Genomic DNA, 18,660 nt, shown 5'->3' with positions numbered 1-18,660 from the left:
AGGCCCGAATGGACGACAGCGCAACTCCCAACTCCGCATGGCCCGTGCTTTCCATCGAGCGCGCGAAGAAGGGCAGCCTGGTTGAAAAGATCGTGGACGCCATCAGCGCCATGGTGGCAAGCCGCGAGCTGCGCGTGGGCACCAAAATGCCTTCTGTCCGGCAGTTCGCGAAGTGTAATGGCATCAGCACCTTTACAGTTGTCGAGGCTTACGACCGTCTGGTCACCCTCGGACTGTTGTCGTCACGCCGCGGTTCCGGCTATTTTGTTGCGCGCCACGACGCCCCCGCCCTGCTGCCGCCGGCCGCCATGTTCGCCACCCCGGCCGCCGTCGATGCCCTCACGCCGGAACTGTATTCCGGCGCGTCCGAAGCGCTGCCGGTCGGCGCCGGCTGGCTGCCGCCAGAATGGTATGGTGAAGACACCATCCTCGACGCCGTGCGCCATGCCATGCGCATTCCCGCCAACCGCCTGCGCGGCTACGGTCACCCGCTCGGCTTCCCCGGCCTGCGGCAATACATGGCCTCCACCTTGGGCGATGAATTGTTTGCTGTCGAGGCCGAACAGATTCTGCTCACCCATGGCGCCACCCACGCCTTCGACCTGATCCTGCGCACGCTCACCAAGCCCGGCGACACAGTCTTCGTGGAAGACCCGGTGTACAGCAACCTGTTGTCGCTGATCCGCCACCACGGCTGCCATGCCATCGGCATCCCGCGCGGCGAACATGGCCTCGATATGGATTTCCTTGCCGCGCAGGCGCGCGAGAGCCAGCCCAAGCTTATGTTCGTCAACACCGTGCTGCAAAACCCGCTTGGCACCAGCTTGACCCAGGCGCAGGCGCACCGCCTGCTTGGCTTTGCCGAGCAGTTCGACTTCTGGCTGGTGGAGGACGATATCTACCGCGAGCTTACTGCGCGCGGCGAAGCGTCGCTGGCTGCGATGGATGGCTTGCGGCGCGTGATCCGCGTCGGCAGCTTTTCCAAGACCCTGTCGCCGGTGCTGCGCGTCGGCTCGATCTGCGCTTCCGCTTCATTGCTACCAGAACTGGTGCGCGTGAAGATGCTGGCCGGCCTCACCACCTCCGAGGTGAATGAACGCGCGGCCTACCACGCGATCACCGCTCGGCCCTACAAACGCATGGTGGAAAAACTGGTGGCGCAACTTGCCGAAGGCCGCGAACGCACCATCGAACTGCTTGCACTGGCCGGCATGGCGCCGATTGCCAGGCCACGCGGCGGCATGTTCGTCAGCGCCGGCTGGCAGCAGGCGCCCTCGCCGGATTGCAACGGCAAGCTGCTCGCCGACCAGGCGCTGAAGTCCGGCATCCTGCTGGCGCCGGGCGAGTTTTTCCAGTTGCGGCAACCGGGATCGATCTGGTTCCGCTTCAACGTCGCTTATTCGGACAGCCCACAACTGCGGAACTTGCTGCAGTCCATGAGGAGGGAATATGGCATCAGCTAAATTGCGCCGCGTGATCAACCGCGACCGGCTGGAAGCGGATATCGCCGCGGAAGCCGTGCGCGTGTTCGCGGAGTCGGGCTATGAAGGGGCTTCCGTCGCCACCATCGCGGAGAACGTCGGCCTGTCGAAGCAGAACCTGATGTACTACTTCCCCACCAAACAGGCCCTCTACCAGCGGGTACTGGACGACGTGCTCGACGAATGGCTGGCACGCATGGCCAACATAGCGGAACCGGACGGCGAACCGGCGGAAGTGCTGCGTGCCTATATCAAGGCCAAGCTGGATTTCTCGCGCGAGCATCCCTGGGGGTCGCGCGTCTACGCCATGGAGGTGATCAGCGGCGCGCCCCTGTACGGCGAACAGATTCGCGAGCGCGTGGTGCCTCTGGTGCGCAAGGACATCGAAGTATTCGAGCGCTGGATCGCCGAAGGCCGCATCGCTCCCGTCAACGCCACCCACCTGCTGTTTGCCATCTGGGCCATGACCCAGTCCTACGCCGACTTCTCGACGCAGATGCAGCTGGTGCTTGGGACAGGACAACTGAGCGGCGCCGATTTCGCTGACGCCGAGACGACCATTGCCGGCCTGGTCATCGGCGCCCTGCTTCCTGCGGCGCGCCAGGCCGGTGGCGGCGCCCTTAATCCAGGCTGACTTTGGCCGAGCAGCCAGACTGTTCCAGCATTTTTCCGGACAACTCGGTATAGGGAGAGACCAAGCGCAGTTTGCTGTAGTTCAGTTGCACGGTGGTGACCTTGTTCAGCGTTTCCCAGGTGCGGTTCAACAGGTCGCCGTATTGGGCGCGCGCGGCATCGGTGAAACGCTGCAACTCGCTCTCGCTCATATTCGGCGGCAGGTAGCGTGTGATGTCATGCACCACCAGGATGGCTTTGCCGTCCCTGAACTCCGGCCTGAACGAAATCGCGATGCGCTGCCCATCGCTCGCCTTCATCATTGCAAAGGCACTGTGGAAGCGGCAGATTCGGTCGACGCCCTTGCCAAAGCCTGCCAGCGTCCTGGCGTCGAAGGTGCCGAGATTGGAGAACTCGACCCGGCTGCCATTAGGGGCAATCCCGTAGCTGTTCCCGGACACCACTTTTGGACCGTATTCGAACTTGGGAACGCCGGGAGGCAGGTGCACGTCGAGCTTCGCCACCTCTTCCACCGTCATGCCCAGGCATACCTTGGCCAGGCAAACCTTGCGATCGGAAGTGGTTGGAACGATGGCGGCACTCGAACCTGCAACCTGGCCGCCTGCCGCTTGCGCCACAGGTACAGCTGGAGCTGCCGCGATCTGCTTGCGCAGCGCATCGGCGATCTTGCAGAAATGCTCTTTCACCGCGCGCTCAGGCGACGTCACGCCGGGCGGATTGTCATACACGACCGCCAGCACCAGTCCGGTGTCCGATGCGGCAGTGGAGAACGTCAGTTCGCCCGTCTTGCCGCTGGCGGTGACCTGGGAATTGCGCGCGAACGCCGCACGCTGAGCGGGGACGGTCTGGTACACCTTCCATCCCTCCTGTCCGATCACTTGCTGCGACAACTGGTATGCCTGGTCGACATTACTGCCGGGCAGTTGCGCCACTGCGCTATACGACGTGCCGCCAGCCTTGTTCATGCCGACCTGGAAATTGCTCACGCAATCCTGCGCAAACGCAGGTGCTGCCGAACCCAAAATGGCCGCGGCGATGGCCGCCTGGCGGAATGCTTGATGCCCCATTGCGATCCTTAGGTAATAAGATTTTGACAATACTAACAGAACATTCCGCTGCTGCAACTTTTCCCAATCGTGCGACCGTTCGCAGTTATTGATTGTTTAATAAGTTCCAACCGAACATAGGAGAGGGCCGCATGAATCACGACAACTTTTCGCCGGACCGCAGGACTGTGCTGACCTCGCTGCTTGGCGCCGCCATGCTCGCGGCATGCGGGGGCGGCGATGGCAGCATGGGTGCCCGGACTGCCGCAGCCTCCCAGTCGCCTGCCCTGTCTTCCGACACCGCCAGGCCCAGCCGCCTGACGCTGAACGGTGCGTCGATGCGCCTTCCAAACGGCAAGGCGGTGACGCTGCGCGGCATGAATGAAGGGACATGGGGCGAAATGCTGCAAAAAGACGCCACCGATATCGCCGCGCAGGGAGCTACGGTGGTCCGGGTGCTGATTCGGTGGTGGGGTCGCTACGGGACGCCGGACATCGAAAGCCGCGCCACGCATTCGCCCGGCCATTTTGATCCAGACAACCTGAAGCGCTTTCTCAAGGAGATTCAATGGTGCATCGACGCCGGCCTGTGGGTCATCCCCGTCATCGATTCCAACTGCGGCCAGAACGGCCTACAGGACGCCGGCATGGCGGCCTATTGCGATCCCGCCGGCAGCTATCCGGGCGGCCATAATTTCTGGAGCGACCTGGCGATGCGGCAGGAGTTCAAGGAAGCATGGCTTCACCTGGCCGGTATTCTCAAGGACTACAGCAATATCGCATTCTACGAACTGCTGCCGGAACCGCTGGAAGGCCGTGGGCCGGCACAGGCCGCACAGGTCAGCGCCTTCTACCAAGAGTTGATGGCGGCGATCGACAGCGTCGACAGGCGCACGCCATTCCTGATTGGCGCGCGCGATGCCTACAACATCAGTCTGTGCGACGAAGCCTACATCGACGACATGCGCTGGAAGGACCGCGTGGTCTACACCGGCAACCTGTTCCTGCGTACCGAGAAATCGCAGCAGGAGAATATTGCCAACCTGGAGCGCCGCCTGGCTGCCCTGGTGTCCATGCGTGACAACCGTAACGTGCCGGTCTTCATCCAGCAGTTCGGCGTGCGCACCGGCGACGACCCCGGCAACTTCTATCTCGATGCAGGCCTGTCGCGCATGAATGCTGCCGGCGTGGGCTACACCGGCTGGCAGTGGCGGCAGAACACCACCAATCCGGATGAATATGCGGTCGTGGTCGAAGATCCGCTCACCCACGAGGACAAGGTGAAGCACAAGGTGCTGGCTGTCTACAGCCGTTACTGGCGCGCTTGACGACAGTTACTCCTGCTCTCGCGCAACCGCCAGCAATTCGGCGATGGCCCTGCCGTCTTCAGGAATCAGCGCAGCCTGGCGCGACGTCGGCATGAGTCCCGGCAGGCCGCCTTTGATCTGCAAGCGCAGGCCAAGCTGGTAGGTCCAGCCGGTCACTCATGGCTTGCCCCTGTGCCAGTCTGCATTGGTTCACTGCTGCCCTCAAATATGCTGGTCGATCAGGATCGGGTTGCCGTCGGGATCGATGGCGATGATATAGGCCGGGCCGGCGCCCGATTCATCGGCGCGTGCCGCGAGCACCACACCGTTTTCTTCAAGCTGGCGTTGTATCTGGCGCACGTCGGTGTATCCGGGAACAAGCTGGGCATTGCTGTCCCAGCCGGGATTGAAGGTCAGCGTGTTTTTCTCGATCATGCCCTGGAACAGGCCGATGACCTGTTCGCCATTCTTCATGATCAGCCAGTTCTGCTCGATGTTGCCGCCAAAGTCGCGGAAGCCGAACTTGGCGTAAAACTCGCGTGAGGCACGGATGTCCTTGACGTTCAGGCTCAGGGAAAATACACCGAGTTCCATGCTGAATTCCTCCAGTCGGTAGATTCTTGCCAATCTAACATCGCGATGAAATGCGGGCAAGGCGCAGCGGGCGAGCTTCTTGCTAAAATGTAAAAAATTTCCGGACTCAGCAATCCCATGCCAGCATTCGCACCTGCCACCCTGACTACCCAGCGCCTGCAACTGCGCTGCCTGCGCGCCGCTGACGTGCCCGCGCTGTACCGCATGTTTTCCGACCCGGATGCCATGCGCTACTGGAGCAGCGCGCCGTGGGACAGCACGCAGCAGGCCGAAGCCTACCTCGCCGCGGCAGTGGCCGGCTACGACAGCGGCGAGCTGCTGCGCATGGGTGTCGAGGTCGATGGCGCGCTGGCCGGCGTTATCAACCTGTACAGCTTCCATCGCCAGAACCGCCGCTGCGACATCGGCTATATGCTGGACCGCGCGTTCTGGGGCCAGGGCTATATGCAGGAAGCCATGGCCGCCCTGATCGACTATGCTTTCCGGGAGCTGCGCCTGCACCGCATCGAAGCCGACATCGACCCGCGCAACACTGCTTCGGCCAAGCTGCTGAAGAGCTTGCACTTTGTGCATGAAGGCCATATGCGCGAGCGCTGGATCATCAATGGCGAAATCTGCGACACTGACTTTTTCGGCCTGCTGCATTCCGATTGGCTGGCGGCACGCTAGCCGTTCATCGCGCCTCAGCGCAGGCCATCCGCCCCACAGCGCAGTTCGTCGGATGCCCCGCCACTGTTGCCAGCTACAGCGATACAGTTGCATCATCGAAACGCAAGGAGGTTATGATGAAAACGATTAATAAAAGCGCCAAGGAAACTGTGAAAGAAGTGTGGCAAGCCTTTGTCGGCATCGGCCGCCACTTCGTCCGCACACTGGACCATATGTCCTGGCCTGCCATTGTCGGCATGTGCATCGTGCTCGCGCTGTTCCTGACCATCCTGCCGCTGGCGATCGCCCTGTTCATCGGCGTGCTGGTCGCCAAACTGGCCATCAATGCCTTCGGAGCCAAAAAGCAACATGGGTAACCGGGCCCGCAGCGTGCTCTCCTTTGTCGGAGAGATTGGCGACACGGCCAGCAGCCTGTGGTGGGACTTCTTCGACTGGCTGGCGCAGGTGCCTTTGCGCCAGCTGGTCGTGACGTGGATGCTCGCCTTCCTGCTTGGCCTGACGCCCGTGCTGCACCCGAAACAGGTAGCATTCTTCATCATCGGCTCGGCCGGCCTGAAGATCCTCGCCGGCGGCAAGCGCAAGGCGGAAATCGAAGCACGCAAGGCCGCTGCGCAAGCCGGCAATGAAAGCCTGGAGCGCCGCCTGGTGGAAGCCCAGATGTCGGCACTGCAGGCGCAAGTCGAGCCGCACTTCCTGTTCAACACGCTGGCCCTGATCGGCCAACTGATCGAGACCGACCCGCCGGAGGCGGCCAAGATCCATACCCACCTGATCGAATACCTGCGCGCCACCCTGCCGCAGATGCGCTCGCGCGGCAACGGCACGCTGGGCCGCCAGATACAGATGGCGCACTCTTACCTTGCCATCATGCAGGCGCGCATGAAGTCGCGCCTGTCCGTATCGATCGACGTGCCGCCGGAACTGCAAAGCGCCACCTTCCCGCCGATGATGCTGCAGATCCTGATCGAAAATTCGATCAAGCACGGCCTGGAACCGAAAGTGGAAGGCGGCCGCATCGACATCCGCGCCAGCGTCAGCGGCAGCGTGCTGCAAGTGGACGTGCAGGACGACGGCGTCGGCTTCAACGCCTACGCCGGCGATGGCGTGGGCCTGACCAATGTACGCGAGCGCCTGAAGCTGATGTACGGCACGCGCGCCGAGCTGTTGATCGAGCAGCCAATGGACGGCGGCTGCCGGGCTTCCATCTGCATTCCGTTTGCACCAGATATTTTTGCCAAGCCATGACTCAACCCAAAGCGACCGCCATCATTGCCGACGATGAGGAACCCATGCGCGACATGCTGCGCAAGCGCCTGCATGAAGCCTGGCCGGAACTGGACATCGTCGCCGAAGCTGCCAACGGCATCGAAGCCATTGCCCTGGCCGGCCAGCATCAGCCCGACATCGTCTTCCTCGATATCCGCATGCCGGGCCTGACCGGCATCGAGGCGGCACGCATGCTGTTCAACCGTTGCCACATCGTCTTCATCACTGCCTACGACCAATATGCGATCGAGGCCTTCGAACAGGGCGCGCTCGACTACCTGCTGAAGCCGGTCAACCTGGAACGGCTAAAAACAAGCTGCGGCCGGCTGCAGGCGCGCCTCGGCAAGACGCCAAACAATATCGAACGCCAGTTGAGCCAGTTGTTGCAGCAGTCCGGCCGCGGCGCCGCCGGTGCGGGCGCGCCGCAGGCCGAATACCTGCACTGGATCCAGGCCCAGGTCGGCAACAGCCTGCGCATGATCTCGACCAGGGAAGTGTTGTTCTTTCGCGCCGATGAAAAATATACGCGGGTGCAGACAGCGCAGGGCGAATTCCTGATCCGCAAGACCCTGAAAGAGCTTGAAGATGAGCTGGACCCGAATGAATTCTGGCGCATCCACCGTTCCACCCTCGTACGCGTCGATGCGATTGCCGAGGTGACGCGCGACCTGCGCGGCCGCCAGATGGTCCGCGTGCGCAACTCGACGGAGGAACTCGAAGTCAGCCGCGGCAACACCCATTTATTCCAGCAAATGTAGGTCGCCCGCGCTCGCTTGCTCCCTGTACGGTGCTAGTCTATATTGAGCTGACCATGCTGCGATTACAGGGAGAGAGTGATGACGATTCCAAAGGCCACGCGCGCGACCATCATGCCTTGCCTGCGTTACCGCGACGCGCCCGCCGCCATTGATTGGTTATGTAAAACGTTGGGCTTCAAGGCCGCGCTTGTGGTCCCCAACGAAGACGGCACCATTGCTCATGCCCAGCTTTCCTACGGCAACGGCATGGTCATGCTAAGCTCCATCTTTGACACCGACTATGGCCGTTTGCTGAAGCAGCCAGCCCAGCTCGGGATGGTTGTCACCCAAACCGCCTACCTGGTCGTCAACGACGCCGACGCGGTGCACGCGCGCTGTGTGCAAGCCGGGGCGCCGATCGAGATGCCCTTGCAGGACGAAGATTACGGCGGCCGTGGATTTACCTGTCGCGATCCCGAAGGGCATGTGTGGAGTATAGGCACTTATGACCCTTGGGAGCACTGATGGGACGCACAGTTCACTTTGAAATCCAGGCCAGCGAACCCCAGGCCCTGATCGATTTTTACGGCAGGATGTTCGACTGGAGCTTTTCCAAATGGGAAGGCGGCGAGTACTGGCTGGTCGGCACTGGCGAAGTCGGTGCCCCCGGCATCAATGGCGGCCTGCTGCCGCGCCGCGGCCCGCGCCCGGAGGAAGGCGCCGCCGTCAACGCCTTCGTCTGCACTGTCGATGTGGAAGACCTCGACCGATCCATAGCCCTGCTGAAGGAACTCAAAGGCACAGTGGCCGTACCGCGCATGCCGGTGCCTGGTGTCGGCTGGCTGGCCTACGCCAAGGACCCGGACGGCAACATCTTCGGCATGATGCAGAACGATGCCAGCGCCTCCTTCGAGGGCGCTTGAATCTGTTCAGTTGAGTGCAGCCACCAGGGCGGCATCCGCCACCTGGGCCGGGCGGATCCTGATCAGGTTGCGGTATAGCGGAGGCAGGTGGCTGCACAGCTCGTGCAACGCCTGTTCCGGCATTGCCGGCCGCACGTACTGGAACTGCGCCGGATTGTTGAGCGGCAGTGCGCCTTCCATCGTCGAGCCATAGGCCCCCAGGGCCATGAAGCTCAGCGCACTCTCGTCCGGGCCGACCGCAAACACGAACGTGCCGTCTTTCGGGTGTCCCAGGTAGTGGCGCACTTCGGCTTGCGTTGCCGCATCGGCCCCCTCCATCAGCTTGTAGCGCAATTGCGCGTACGCGCGCGTGCACTCCATGAAAGCGGTGCGGATGGCAGAAGCCTGCTGGCGGCCGTGGCAGCACAGCAGCAGGTTGCCGAAGGAATCGAGCAGCGCCACGGCATCGCCCTTCCCGCCTTGCGCCTTGTCGCGCGCCATTGCTTGCTGAAGGTATGGCGCCAGGCCGGCTTCCGGTGTGCGCGGCGTGCAACGGTAAGTCAAGGCATCAGGGAAGGCGCGCTTCAGGGCGCGCACGATGTAGTGGTCCTCCGGCAGCGTGGCCGGGTCTTTCAACTCCGCTTGCGGCGGGTCGATATTGAACAAGTCCATCACATTGGCCGATGTGGCCTCGAACACCAGCGAGCATAAGGCCTGCGTTGGTTCGGCGATGGTTTTCCCGATGAAGAATGGCTTCGGCGACGCCCCTGCCCCGCGCCGTGCATACGAGGAGGTCCCCAGCACGGCCGGATAGGCGAAAGTACGTTCGGCCTGCGGGCGCAAGGCAACCGGCAGGGAGGGATAGAACGCGGACCCGTTGTAATTGATGCCGGCCTTGCTGTCCGGCGCGGCGACGACGACATTGAAGCCCGCCGCCAGGATCGCGCCCGTGCACATGCAGCATGGGTCGAGCGAGGTCACGATGGTGATTTCTTCAGGCGGCGGAAGCTCGCGGCCTTTGGCGCGTTCGGCGAAATACCAGTCGATCAACTGGCGTTCGCTGTGCGCGGTCGGGTCGTAAATCAGGCCATGCTTGATGACGTTGTTATGCAGCGCCTTGAGTACCGTGCCGCTGGCATCCAGCATCACGCCGCCCACGCCGAAGGTGCCCTGGGTCTTTGCTGCAATGGCTTCGGATGCCGCAATGGCAACCGCTGTCTGGACGTCGATGGCCTTCTTCACGCTTGCTTACTTCTTCAGGTCCCAGCCGCCGAAGGCTTCGGGAAGCAGTTCGGCTGCTGTGGTTTCGCGGGTGTCGCCTTTCAGGTTGGCCAGCACGACCGGCAGTTGGTTGCCGCCCAGTTCCAGCGTGACCTGGCGGCAGGCGCCGCAAGGAGCAATCGGGTTATCCGTTTCGCCGACGACAGCCAGCTTGTCGAAATCGCCCGGTTTGTAGCCCTGTGCGATAGCGCTGAAGAACGCGGTGCGCTCGGCGCAATTGCACAGGCCATAGCTGGCGTTCTCCACGTTACAGCCGTGGAAGATCTTGCCGTCCTTCGCCAGCAGCGCAGCGCCGACTTTGAAGTTGGAGTATGGGGTGTAGGCTTTCAGGCGCGCAGCCTTGGCCTCTTCGATCAGTTTTTGATTGTTCATGTTTTCTCCAAACCGGCAATTCAGTGTCTGACCCGCAGGGTCAGACACCGGGGTACCGGTTTTAAGGGCGGATAGTACGATAAACGATCGGATTCGCCGCCGGCGCCACATCAGCGATCGTATACGCAGCCTGCACCTCGCGCACAGCCTGTTCCGCGGCAGCCTGGGTACGCGCATGCACCATCGCCATCGGCTGGCCTGCTTGCAGCGGCTGGCCCAGTTCCGCCAGGTCGGTCAGGCCAACGGCGAAGTCGATCGCGTCGGTCGGGCGGCGACGCCCGCCGCCCAGCGAAACCACCGCCAGCCCGATATCGCGGCACACGGTGGAAGCAGCGTAACCAGCGCGCGGCGCAGGCACCGGCACCACGATCGGCGCCTTCTCCAGGTGCTTGTCCATATTCTCAACCAGGTCGGCCGGGCCGCCCAGCGCCTTCACCATGCGCGAGAAGCGCTCGGCCGCTTCGCCCGAATCGAGCGCATGCTGCAGCTTGGCGCGCGCGTCGGCTTCGTTCGCAGCCAGCTTGCCCAGCACCAGCATCTCGGCGCACAGCGACATGGTCACTTCATGCAGCCGTGCAGGACGGAACTTGCCGGTCAGGTAGTCGATTGCGCCGCGTACTTCCAGCGCGTTGCCGGCCCACGGGGACAGCGATTCGTTCATATCGGTCAGCAGGGCCGAAGTCAGCGTGCCCGCGCCATTGCCCACCTTGACGATGGATTCAGCCAGTTCAACCGATTTTTCGTAAGTTGGCATGAAGGCGCCCGAACCGGCCTTCACGTCCATAGCCAGCACATCCAGGCCGGCGGCCAGCTTCTTCGACAGGATGGAGCCGGTGATCATTGCCACCGATTCCACGGTCGCGGTAACGTCGCGGATCGAATAGAAACGCTTGTCCGATGGGGCCAGCGAAGAGGTCTGGCCGATGATGGCCACGCCGACTTCCTTCACCACTTCACGGAACTTGTCGTTGGTCGGAACGGTGGAGTAGCCTGGGATGGAGTCGAACTTGTCCAGTGTGCCGCCGGTGTGGCCCAGGCCACGGCCGGAGATCATCGGCACGAAGCCGCCACATGCGGCGATCATCGGGCCGAGCATCAGTGAGACCACGTCGCCCACGCCGCCGGTGGAGTGCTTGTCCATCACCGGGCCTGGCAGGTTCAGGGATTTCCATTCCAGCACTTCGCCTGAATCGCGCATGGCCAGGGTAAACGCCACGCGTTCGTCCATGGTCATGTCGTTGAAGAATACTGCCATCGCCAGAGCGGCGATCTGGCCTTCACTGACGCTGTTGTCGGTGATGCCTTTGACGAAGAATTGAATCTCTTCTTTGCTGAGCACACCGCCGTCGCGCTTTTTACGGATGATTTCCTGGGGGAGGAACATTTTTTCTATCTCTTGAGGTATTTGGGGCTGCAGCCCCATTCTTCTAAACAGGTAAACCAGTGTCTGACCCGCAGGGTCAGACACTTGACCAGCGACCGCCGCGTATCAGTGTCTGACCCTGCGGGTCAGACACTGCAGTACCGGTTTTAGACGCCGTAAGGAATCCAGATGTTTTTCACTTGCGAGGCATGCGCCAGCACCACACGGCCACCTGCCTGCGCGGTCGAGAACCAGTCACGCCCCTTCGCGCCGCCAGTCCAGGTGCGCTTCAACGAACCTGCCGACAGCTTTTCCACTTCCGCGCAGCCAGCTGCCGAACCGTCGTGGCGCCAAACAGCGTCAACGTCCGAGTGCGACGCCAGCGTGCGCGCCAGTTCATCAGCCGAACCGGTGACGATGTTCACCACGCCGTCCGGCAGGTCCGAAGTATCGAACACCTGGTACAAATCGGTCGCCGACAGCGGATACGCCTCCGAAGGCACAGCCACCACGCGGTTACCCACCGCGATAGCCGGAGCCACCAGCGAGATGAAGCCCAGCAGCGGATTCTCGTTCGGGCACACGATGCCGATCACGCCGATTGCTTCGTTCAATGCCACGGTGATGCCGTGCATTGGCGGCTGGTGCGCCAGGCCGTCGTACTTGTCGGCCCAGGCCGCCCAGTAGAACAGGCGCTCGATGGATGCCTGCACTTCCTTCTCGGCGTTCTTGGTGCCGGTCTGCGCAGCGATACGCTCGGCGAATTCGGCGCCGCGGGCGGCCAGGTTCTCGGCGATGTAGTACAGCACTTGCGCACGGTTGTGCGCAGTCGCCTTGGTCCAGCCGGTCGCCTTATGGGCGGCTTCAACGGCGTTGCGGATGTCCTTGCGATTGCCTTCGCCCACTTCGCCCAGGAACTTGCCGTCGGCGCCATGGATGGCGCGCGAGTAGGCGCCATCAGGGCGGGCCTGCTTGCCGCCGATGTACAGCTTGGCGGTACGGTCCACTGCGAACGGATCTGCCGATGGGGTGATCTCGGTTTCCGGCTTGGCTGGTTTCTTGAACGCAGGCGCGGCCGGACGTGCATCTTCCGACAGCGGCACCAGGTACTCGAACATGCCTTCGCGGCCGCCTTCACGGCCGTAGCCGGACTCCTTGTAGCCGCCGAAGCCGCAAGCAGCGTCGAACTGGTTGGCGGTGTTGATCCATACCACGCCAGCCTTGATCTGCGGCGCCATGTCCAGCGCCAGCGAAATGTTCTCGGTCCATACGCAGGAAGCCAGGCCGTACACGGTGTTGTTGGCCAGCTGCACCGCTTCGGCGGGGGTACGGAAGCTCATCGCCACCAGGACCGGGCCAAAGATTTCGGCCTGCGCCACGGCCGCGGAGGTCGACGCGCCGGTGATCAGGGTTGGCGGGAACCACGAGCCGGTGGCCGGCAGTTCGCAGCCGGCCGGCTGGTACACCTCGCAGCCTTCGGCACGGGCGGAATCCACCAGGCCGGCGATGCGCTGCTTCTGGATCGGATCGACCAGGGCGCCGATGTCCATCGACTTGTCGAGCGGGGAACCCAGGCGCAGGTTGTCCATGCGCGCTTTCAGCTTCTTCAGGAAACGTTCCTGCACGGACTCCTGCACCAGCAGGCGGGAACCGGCGCAGCAGACTTGGCCCTGGTTGAACCAGATCGAGTCGACCAGGCCTTCAACCGCGGCGTCCAGGTCCGCGTCTTCAAAGACGATGAACGGCGACTTGCCGCCCAGTTCCAGCGACAGCTTCTTGCCGGTGCCGGCGGTGGCTTCGCGGATGATGCGGCCAACTTCGGTGGAACCGGTGAAGGCCAGCTTGTCGATGCCCTGGTGGCCGACAATTGCTTCGCCAGTGCGGCCGTCGCCGGTCACGATGTTCACGACACCGGCTGGCACGCCGGCTTGCTGGCAGATCTCGGCGAACAGCATCGCGGTCAGCGGCGTGAATTCAGCCGGCTTGAAGACGATGGTGTTGCCGGCTGCCAGCGCAGGAGCGATCTTCCATGCCAGCATCAGCAGCGGGAAGTTCCAGGGTACGATCTGGCCTACCACGCCCACTGCGCGATGGCCCGGGAATTCTTCGTCCAGCAGTTGCGCCCAGCCGGCGTGGTAGTAGAAGTGACGGGCGACCAGCGGCAGATCGGCGTCGCGGGTTTCGCGGATGGTCTTGCCGTTGTCCAGGGTTTCCAGTACGGCGAACAGGCGCGCATGCTTTTGCATCAGGCGTGCGATCGCGTACATGATCCTGGCGCGGCCATGGCCGCCCAGTGCCTGCCAGCCCGGCAGCGCCTTGCGTGCGGCAGTCACCGCGCGCGCCACGTCGACGGCGGTTGCCTGGGTCAGTTCTGCCAGTTGCGAACCATCGGCCGGGTTGTAGCAGGCGAAGGTCTCGCCAGGCTCGGTCCACTGGTTGTCGATAAACAGGCCGAACTTGCGGGAGCGCTGCTCCAGCCACGCTTGCGCTTCTTTCTGGCTTTCTGGTGCAGGGCCGTAGTCCATGGTGTTGAGGATCTCGTTAATAGTTGGCATGGCGGTGTCTTCTTATGGTTGCGCGTGGCGATGGGCGGCGGAGTAGGCGCCGGTCACATGGTGCTCCAGCTGGCGCTCGATGTCGGTCAGCAGGCTCGAAGCACCGATGCGGAACAGGTGCGGCTCCAGCCACTCGTTGCCCAGTTCTTCCTTCATCACGGTCATGTATTGCAGCGCGGCCTTGGCGGTCCCCACGCCGCCTGCCGGCTTGTAGCCCACCTTGAAACCGGTGCGCTCGTAGTATTCGCGGATTGCACGCACCATCACCAGCGAAACCGGGATGGTGGCGTTGACGCCTTCCTTGCCGGTCGATGTCTTGATGAAGTCGGCACCTGCCATCATGCAGACCCACGATGCCTTGGCCACGTTTTCCAGCGTCACCAGGTCGCCGGTCGCCAGGATGGCCTTTACGTGCGCTTCGCCGCAAGCCTTGCGGTAAGCCAGCATTTCATCGTACAGCGCTTGCCAGTTGCCGGTCAGGACGTGCTGGCGGGTGATGACGATGTCGATCTCCTTGGCGCCTGCCGCGACGGACAGTTCCACTTCGCGCACCTTGGTTTCCATGCTGGTCAGGCCGGCAGGGAAGCCCGTCGACACCGCGGCGATAGGCAGGCGGCCCTTCAGCACAGCATCGGCGTGCTGGATCATCTCGTGGTACACGCAGACTGCGCCGGTCATCAGCTTACGTTCCTGCAAGCCCAGTGCTTCCACCAGGTCCTGGCGCAGCGGGCGCATGGCCTTCATGCACAGGCGCTCAACGCGGCCAGGGGTGTCGTCGCCTGCCAGCGTGGTCAGGTCGATCAACTCGATTGCCTTCACCAGCCAGGCTGCCTGGTACTCTTTCTTTACAGTGCGGCGGTTCGCCAGCGATGCGGCGCGGCGGTCCGCGGCGGCCTTGTTCACGTGGATGTGATTCAGCCAGCCCAGATCGAGGCCGATCGCCTCGTTGCGCTTGAAATTCTCAATGATGGTCATAGAAGGTTGGTTCCGTTGGAAAGAGGTTTCACGCCCAGGTGATGCGCGATGGTCTGGCCGATGTCGGAGAAGGTCTCGGAGATGCCGAGCGACTGTGGCTTGACGCCAGGGCCGAAGAACAGCACAGGAATATGCTCGCGGGTATGGTCGGAGCCTGGCGCGGTCGGGTCGCAGCCGTGGTCGGCGGTGATCACGCACAGGTCGCCATCCTTCAGGTTGGCGATGAACTCCGGCAGGCGCGCATCCATTTCATGCAGCGCGTTCGAGTAGCCGGCAACGTCGCGGCGGTGGCCGAAGTGCATGTCGAAGTCGACGAAGTTGACGAAGGTCAGCGACTTGTCGCCGGCTTCGCGCTGGGCTTCCAGCAGCTTGTCGAACAAGGCCATATTGTCCGGGCCTTTCAGCACGCGGCTCACGCCTTGCGCAGCGTAGATATCGCTGATCTTGCCCAATGCGATCACCTCGCCGCCTTCGTTCTTCACGTGGTCCAGCAGGGTTGGTGCACTTGGCGGCACGGCATAGTCGTGGCGGTTGGCCGTGCGCTTGTAGTCGCCGTCGGCGCCCACAAACGGACGCGCGATGATGCGGCCGATATTGTACGGTTTGACCAGCTCATAGGCCTTCTCGCACATGTCGTACAGGCGCTCCAGGCCGAAGTGCTCTTCGTGGCACGCAATCTGCAGCACGGAATCGGCGGAGGTGTACAGGATAGGCTTGCCGGTCGCGACATGCTCGTCGCCCAGCTCATTGATGATGGTAGTGCCCGAGGCGTGGCAGTTGCCCAGGAAGCCCGGCACGCCGGTCAGTTCCTGCAGCTTGTCGGTCAGCTCTTTCGGGAAGGACGGCACTTCTTTGGGGAAGTAGCCCCAGTCGAACAGCACCGGCACGCCGGCGATTTCCCAGTGGCCGGACTGGGTGTCCTTGCCGGTGGATTGTTCGCGCGCCGCGCCGTAGGCGCCGGTGAAGCCGTCGCGCTTTTCAAAGCCGGCTGCCCATTCGCCGGACGCGGTGTGCGCGGCAGCGGCCAGGCCAAGGCCTTCCATGGTGGGCAGGGACATCGGCTTGCCTTCGCTGGCCGCCCATTTGGCGATGTGGCCGAAGGTGTTGTAGGCCTGGTCGCCGTATTTATGAGCGTCCGGCGTTGCGCCGAGGCCGAAGGAGTCTAACAACAGGATAAATGCGCGGGACATGGGGGTGCCTCTCTCAAAACCGTTAATTCGGTGTCTGACCCACAGGGTCAGACACCAGTGTGCCGCAGCCGCCGGCCGCCGATATCACGGTGTCCGACCCTGCGGGTCAGACACCGGTCTACCGGCTTTAAGCCTTGGGAGCCTTCGCCACATTCTCCAGGAACGCCAGAATCAGCTTGATCAGCGACTCCGCGCCCACAGCCGCATACTTCAGCGTCTGCTCATGCGACAGTGGGAACGGCGACAGGCCTTCCGCCAGGTTGGTGATCACCGAAACGCCAACCACCTTCAAGCCGCAGTGACGCGCCGACACCACTTCCGGAACAACCGACATGCCAACAACATCAGCCCCCAGCGTCTTGAACGCGCGGATCTCCGCAGGGGTCTCGAAGTTCGGGCCCGGATAAGCGATGTACACGCCTTCATGCAGCGTGATCGACTTGTCGGCAGCGGTCGACTGCAGCAGCTTGCGCAGGTCCGCATCGTAAGCATTGGCCATCGAGAAGAAGCGCGGACCGAAACGCTCGTCGTTCGGGCCGACCATCGGCGTGCCCGGCAAGAAGTTGATATGGTCGTTCAGCGCCACCAGCGAACCCGCGTCCACTTCGGTGCGCAGCGAGCCGGCAGCGTTGGTCACGAACAGCATCTCGCAGCCCAGCAGCTTGATGGTGCGCACCGCGGAAGTCATGACCGCAGGACCGTAGCCTTCGTAGAAGTGGCCGCGGCCCTTCAGGCAGACCACCTGCACGCCAGCCAGCGTGCCCAGGACCAGTTGGCCGGCGTGGCCATGCACCGTGGAGATCGGGAAACCTGGCAGTTCGTCGAAAGAGATCGACACTGCATCGGTCATCTGTTCGGCCAGCACGCCCAGGCCGGAGCCCAGGATCATTGCAACGCGTGGCTGGAAATTGGCCGGCATGCGGGCACGGATGATGGCCGCTGCCTGGAATGGGGTATTGGAAGACATGAAGTTCCTCGTTTTTATATCTTTAGGTGAGCTGGCCAGAACAGGCCCTTGAACGTACCACGACACTATGCATCATCGTCTATATGTATGGCAAATACCATTTTTCTTTGCCATTTATATGCAAGCGCTATAAATATCGGTTTATTATAGGAGCGGCTTCCGTTTGACACGGAACGGACAAATGTTTAGCATCGCAAACAAATGTTTATAGCGAGCTTTTCGTGACCGATCTCTCCCGCAAGGAACAGCTTTACGAGCTGATCCGGGCTAATCCCTTTATCTCCCAGCAAGAGCTGGCGGAACAGCTCGCCCTGTCGCGCTCTGCTGTCGCCGGCCACATTGCCAGCCTGATCCGCGAACGCAAACTGCTGGGCCGTGCCTATGTCTTGCGCAATGAGCGCACTGTGCTGTGCATTGGCGCGGCGTGCCTCGACCGCAAACTGCGCCCGCACGCTCCGCTGCAAATGGCCACCTCCAACCCGGCTTGCGCAGAGGAAAGTTTTGGCGGTGTGGCAAGGAATATCGCCGCCAACCTGGCCCAGCTCGGCCTGCCCTGCTCCCTGCTGACCGCCCTTGGCGACGACTCTTCCGGCCGCGCCCTGCGCGCCCAGGCCGAGGCTTTTGGCATCGGCATGGAAGGCAGCCTGCAGGTCAACGGCATCGGCAGCGGCACCTACACCGCCGTGCTGGATGCGTCCGGCGAGATGGTGGTCGCGCTGGCCGACATGGCCATCTTCGACCAGCTTACCCCGGGCTGGGTCGCCAGCCGCCAGCCGCAGCGCAACGCCGCCGGCATGGTGGTGGCGGACCTCAACCTGCCGCTCGAATCGCTTGCCATGCTGCTGGGCGACGCCCGCGCCTCGGGCGTGCCTCTGGTGGTGGTCGCGGTATCGCAGCCGAAAATGGCGCGCCTGCCGAAAGACCTGAACGGCTTGTCGCTGCTGATCCTGAACCGCGGCGAGCTGGAAACCCGGGCCGGCCGCCCCCTGCCGACCGAAGCCGACGTGCAGGCAGCTTGCCACGAGCTGCAAGCCGACGGCGCGCGCGACATCATCGTCACCTGCGGCGCCAGCGGCGTCTATCACACGCTGGGCCAGGCCCTGCACTGGCTGCCTGCCCACGATGCCAAGGTGGTCGACGTGACGGGCGCCGGCGACGCCTTCTCGGCTGCCGTCTGCTGGTCGCTGCTGCAAGAACCCGAACAACTGACCCTGGCCTGCGAACGCGGACTGAAAGCCGCCTCCATCACACTGGCCAGCCCGCACACCGTGTCGCCAGAGCTGAGCGCCGACCTGCTCGCCACTGCGCAAAACGAGGAGTAA

The 18,660-nt window shown here is 62.8% G+C and carries 20 protein-coding genes; 10 read left to right on the top strand and 10 right to left on the bottom strand.

Annotated elements, in window-relative coordinates; all coding sequences use genetic code 11:
• Window positions 1-8: 8 nt before the first annotated feature.
• Window positions 9-1,463 (top strand): aminotransferase-like domain-containing protein, encoded by a 1,455-nt coding sequence (locus ACWBU6_RS07800; protein WP_452648249.1) that lies wholly within the window; start codon window positions 9-11, stop codon window positions 1,461-1,463.
• Complete coding sequence (locus ACWBU6_RS07795; RefSeq protein ID WP_452648248.1) at window positions 1,450-2,115, top strand: TetR family transcriptional regulator C-terminal domain-containing protein; 666 nt, start codon at window positions 1,450-1,452, stop codon at window positions 2,113-2,115. Before ACWBU6_RS07800 ends, ACWBU6_RS07795 begins: the two co-directional genes overlap by 14 nt.
• Here the strand turns inward: ACWBU6_RS07795 and ACWBU6_RS07790 are convergent.
• A complete protein-coding gene (locus tag ACWBU6_RS07790) occupies window positions 2,102-3,181 on the bottom strand; it encodes a hypothetical protein (protein WP_452648247.1) in 1,080 nt (359 codons plus the stop codon). The genes ACWBU6_RS07795 and ACWBU6_RS07790 overlap by 14 nt on opposite strands.
• Before the next feature lie 131 nt (window positions 3,182-3,312).
• Here ACWBU6_RS07790 and ACWBU6_RS07785 point away from each other — a divergent pair, with 131 nt between their 5' ends.
• A complete protein-coding gene (locus ACWBU6_RS07785) occupies window positions 3,313-4,488 on the top strand; it encodes a glycoside hydrolase family 5 protein (protein ID WP_452648246.1) in 1,176 nt (391 codons plus the stop codon).
• Between the two features lie 6 nt (window positions 4,489-4,494).
• On the opposite strand, the gene ACWBU6_RS07780 is transcribed toward ACWBU6_RS07785, so the two are convergent.
• Window positions 4,495-4,644, bottom strand: coding sequence for a hypothetical protein (locus ACWBU6_RS07780; protein ID WP_452648245.1), 150 nt, complete (start codon window positions 4,642-4,644; stop codon window positions 4,495-4,497).
• A 45-nt stretch (window positions 4,645-4,689) separates the two neighbouring features.
• Window positions 4,690-5,061, bottom strand: a complete 372-nt coding sequence (locus ACWBU6_RS07775) for a VOC family protein (protein WP_452648244.1) — start codon at window positions 5,059-5,061, stop codon at window positions 4,690-4,692.
• 117 nt (window positions 5,062-5,178) lie between these two features.
• Between ACWBU6_RS07775 and ACWBU6_RS07770 the strand changes: the two genes are divergently transcribed.
• The 6 genes from ACWBU6_RS07770 to ACWBU6_RS07745 all read left to right on the top strand — a co-directional run bounded on the left by ACWBU6_RS07770 (window position 5,179) and on the right by ACWBU6_RS07745 (window position 8,656).
• Window positions 5,179-5,730, top strand: coding sequence for a GNAT family N-acetyltransferase (locus ACWBU6_RS07770; protein ID WP_452648243.1), 552 nt, complete (start codon window positions 5,179-5,181; stop codon window positions 5,728-5,730).
• Between the two features lie 116 nt (window positions 5,731-5,846).
• A complete protein-coding gene (locus ACWBU6_RS07765; protein WP_452648242.1) occupies window positions 5,847-6,086 on the top strand; it encodes a hypothetical protein in 240 nt (79 codons plus the stop codon).
• Window positions 6,079-6,975 (top strand): sensor histidine kinase, encoded by an 897-nt coding sequence (locus ACWBU6_RS07760; RefSeq protein ID WP_452648241.1) that lies wholly within the window; start codon window positions 6,079-6,081, stop codon window positions 6,973-6,975. The genes ACWBU6_RS07765 and ACWBU6_RS07760 overlap by 8 nt, the downstream gene beginning before the upstream one ends.
• Window positions 6,972-7,754 carry a LytR/AlgR family response regulator transcription factor gene (locus ACWBU6_RS07755; RefSeq protein ID WP_452648240.1) on the top strand — a complete coding sequence of 261 codons (783 nt, stop codon included), beginning with the start codon at window positions 6,972-6,974 and terminating at the stop codon, window positions 7,752-7,754. Before ACWBU6_RS07760 ends, ACWBU6_RS07755 begins: the two co-directional genes overlap by 4 nt.
• 78 nt (window positions 7,755-7,832) lie before the next feature.
• A complete protein-coding gene (locus tag ACWBU6_RS07750) occupies window positions 7,833-8,258 on the top strand; it encodes a VOC family protein (protein WP_452648239.1) in 426 nt (141 codons plus the stop codon).
• On the top strand, window positions 8,258-8,656 hold the full coding sequence (locus ACWBU6_RS07745) for a VOC family protein (RefSeq protein WP_452648238.1): 399 nt from the start codon (window positions 8,258-8,260) through the stop codon (window positions 8,654-8,656). The genes ACWBU6_RS07750 and ACWBU6_RS07745 overlap by 1 nt, the downstream gene beginning before the upstream one ends.
• 6 nt (window positions 8,657-8,662) lie before the next feature.
• On the opposite strand, the gene ACWBU6_RS07740 is transcribed toward ACWBU6_RS07745, so the two are convergent.
• The 7 genes from ACWBU6_RS07740 to xapA all read right to left on the bottom strand — a co-directional run bounded on the left by ACWBU6_RS07740 (window position 8,663) and on the right by xapA (window position 17,338).
• Window positions 8,663-9,877, bottom strand: a complete 1,215-nt coding sequence (locus tag ACWBU6_RS07740; protein WP_452648237.1) for a nucleoside deaminase — start codon at window positions 9,875-9,877, stop codon at window positions 8,663-8,665.
• Window positions 9,878-9,883: 6 nt separating this feature from the next.
• Entirely contained in the window at window positions 9,884-10,288 is a 405-nt protein-coding gene (locus ACWBU6_RS07735; protein WP_452648236.1) for a cytidine deaminase, read from the bottom strand.
• A gap of 61 nt (window positions 10,289-10,349) precedes the next feature.
• Window positions 10,350-11,672, bottom strand: a complete 1,323-nt coding sequence (gene deoA / locus ACWBU6_RS07730) for a thymidine phosphorylase (protein WP_452648235.1) — start codon at window positions 11,670-11,672, stop codon at window positions 10,350-10,352.
• Window positions 11,673-11,818: 146 nt separating this feature from the next.
• A complete protein-coding gene (locus ACWBU6_RS07725) occupies window positions 11,819-14,206 on the bottom strand; it encodes an aldehyde dehydrogenase family protein (RefSeq protein WP_452648234.1) in 2,388 nt (795 codons plus the stop codon).
• A gap of 12 nt (window positions 14,207-14,218) precedes the next feature.
• Window positions 14,219-15,181, bottom strand: a complete 963-nt coding sequence (deoC, locus tag ACWBU6_RS07720; RefSeq protein ID WP_452648233.1) for a deoxyribose-phosphate aldolase — start codon at window positions 15,179-15,181, stop codon at window positions 14,219-14,221.
• A complete protein-coding gene (locus tag ACWBU6_RS07715) occupies window positions 15,178-16,371 on the bottom strand; it encodes a phosphopentomutase (protein WP_452648232.1) in 1,194 nt (397 codons plus the stop codon). Before ACWBU6_RS07715 ends, deoC begins: the two co-directional genes overlap by 4 nt.
• Window positions 16,372-16,498: 127 nt before the next feature.
• Complete coding sequence (gene xapA, locus ACWBU6_RS07710; RefSeq protein WP_452648231.1) at window positions 16,499-17,338, bottom strand: xanthosine phosphorylase; 840 nt, start codon at window positions 17,336-17,338, stop codon at window positions 16,499-16,501.
• 221 nt (window positions 17,339-17,559) lie between these two features.
• On the opposite strand from xapA, the gene ACWBU6_RS07705 reads away from it, so the two are divergent.
• Window positions 17,560-18,660 (top strand): carbohydrate kinase, encoded by a 1,101-nt coding sequence (locus ACWBU6_RS07705; protein ID WP_452648230.1) that lies wholly within the window; start codon window positions 17,560-17,562, stop codon window positions 18,658-18,660.

It is taken from the genome of Pseudoduganella sp. HUAS MS19 (genome assembly GCF_053615455.1).
Note: the sequence above shows the minus strand (reverse complement) of the source record. Positions and strands in the feature narration are given on the sequence as shown.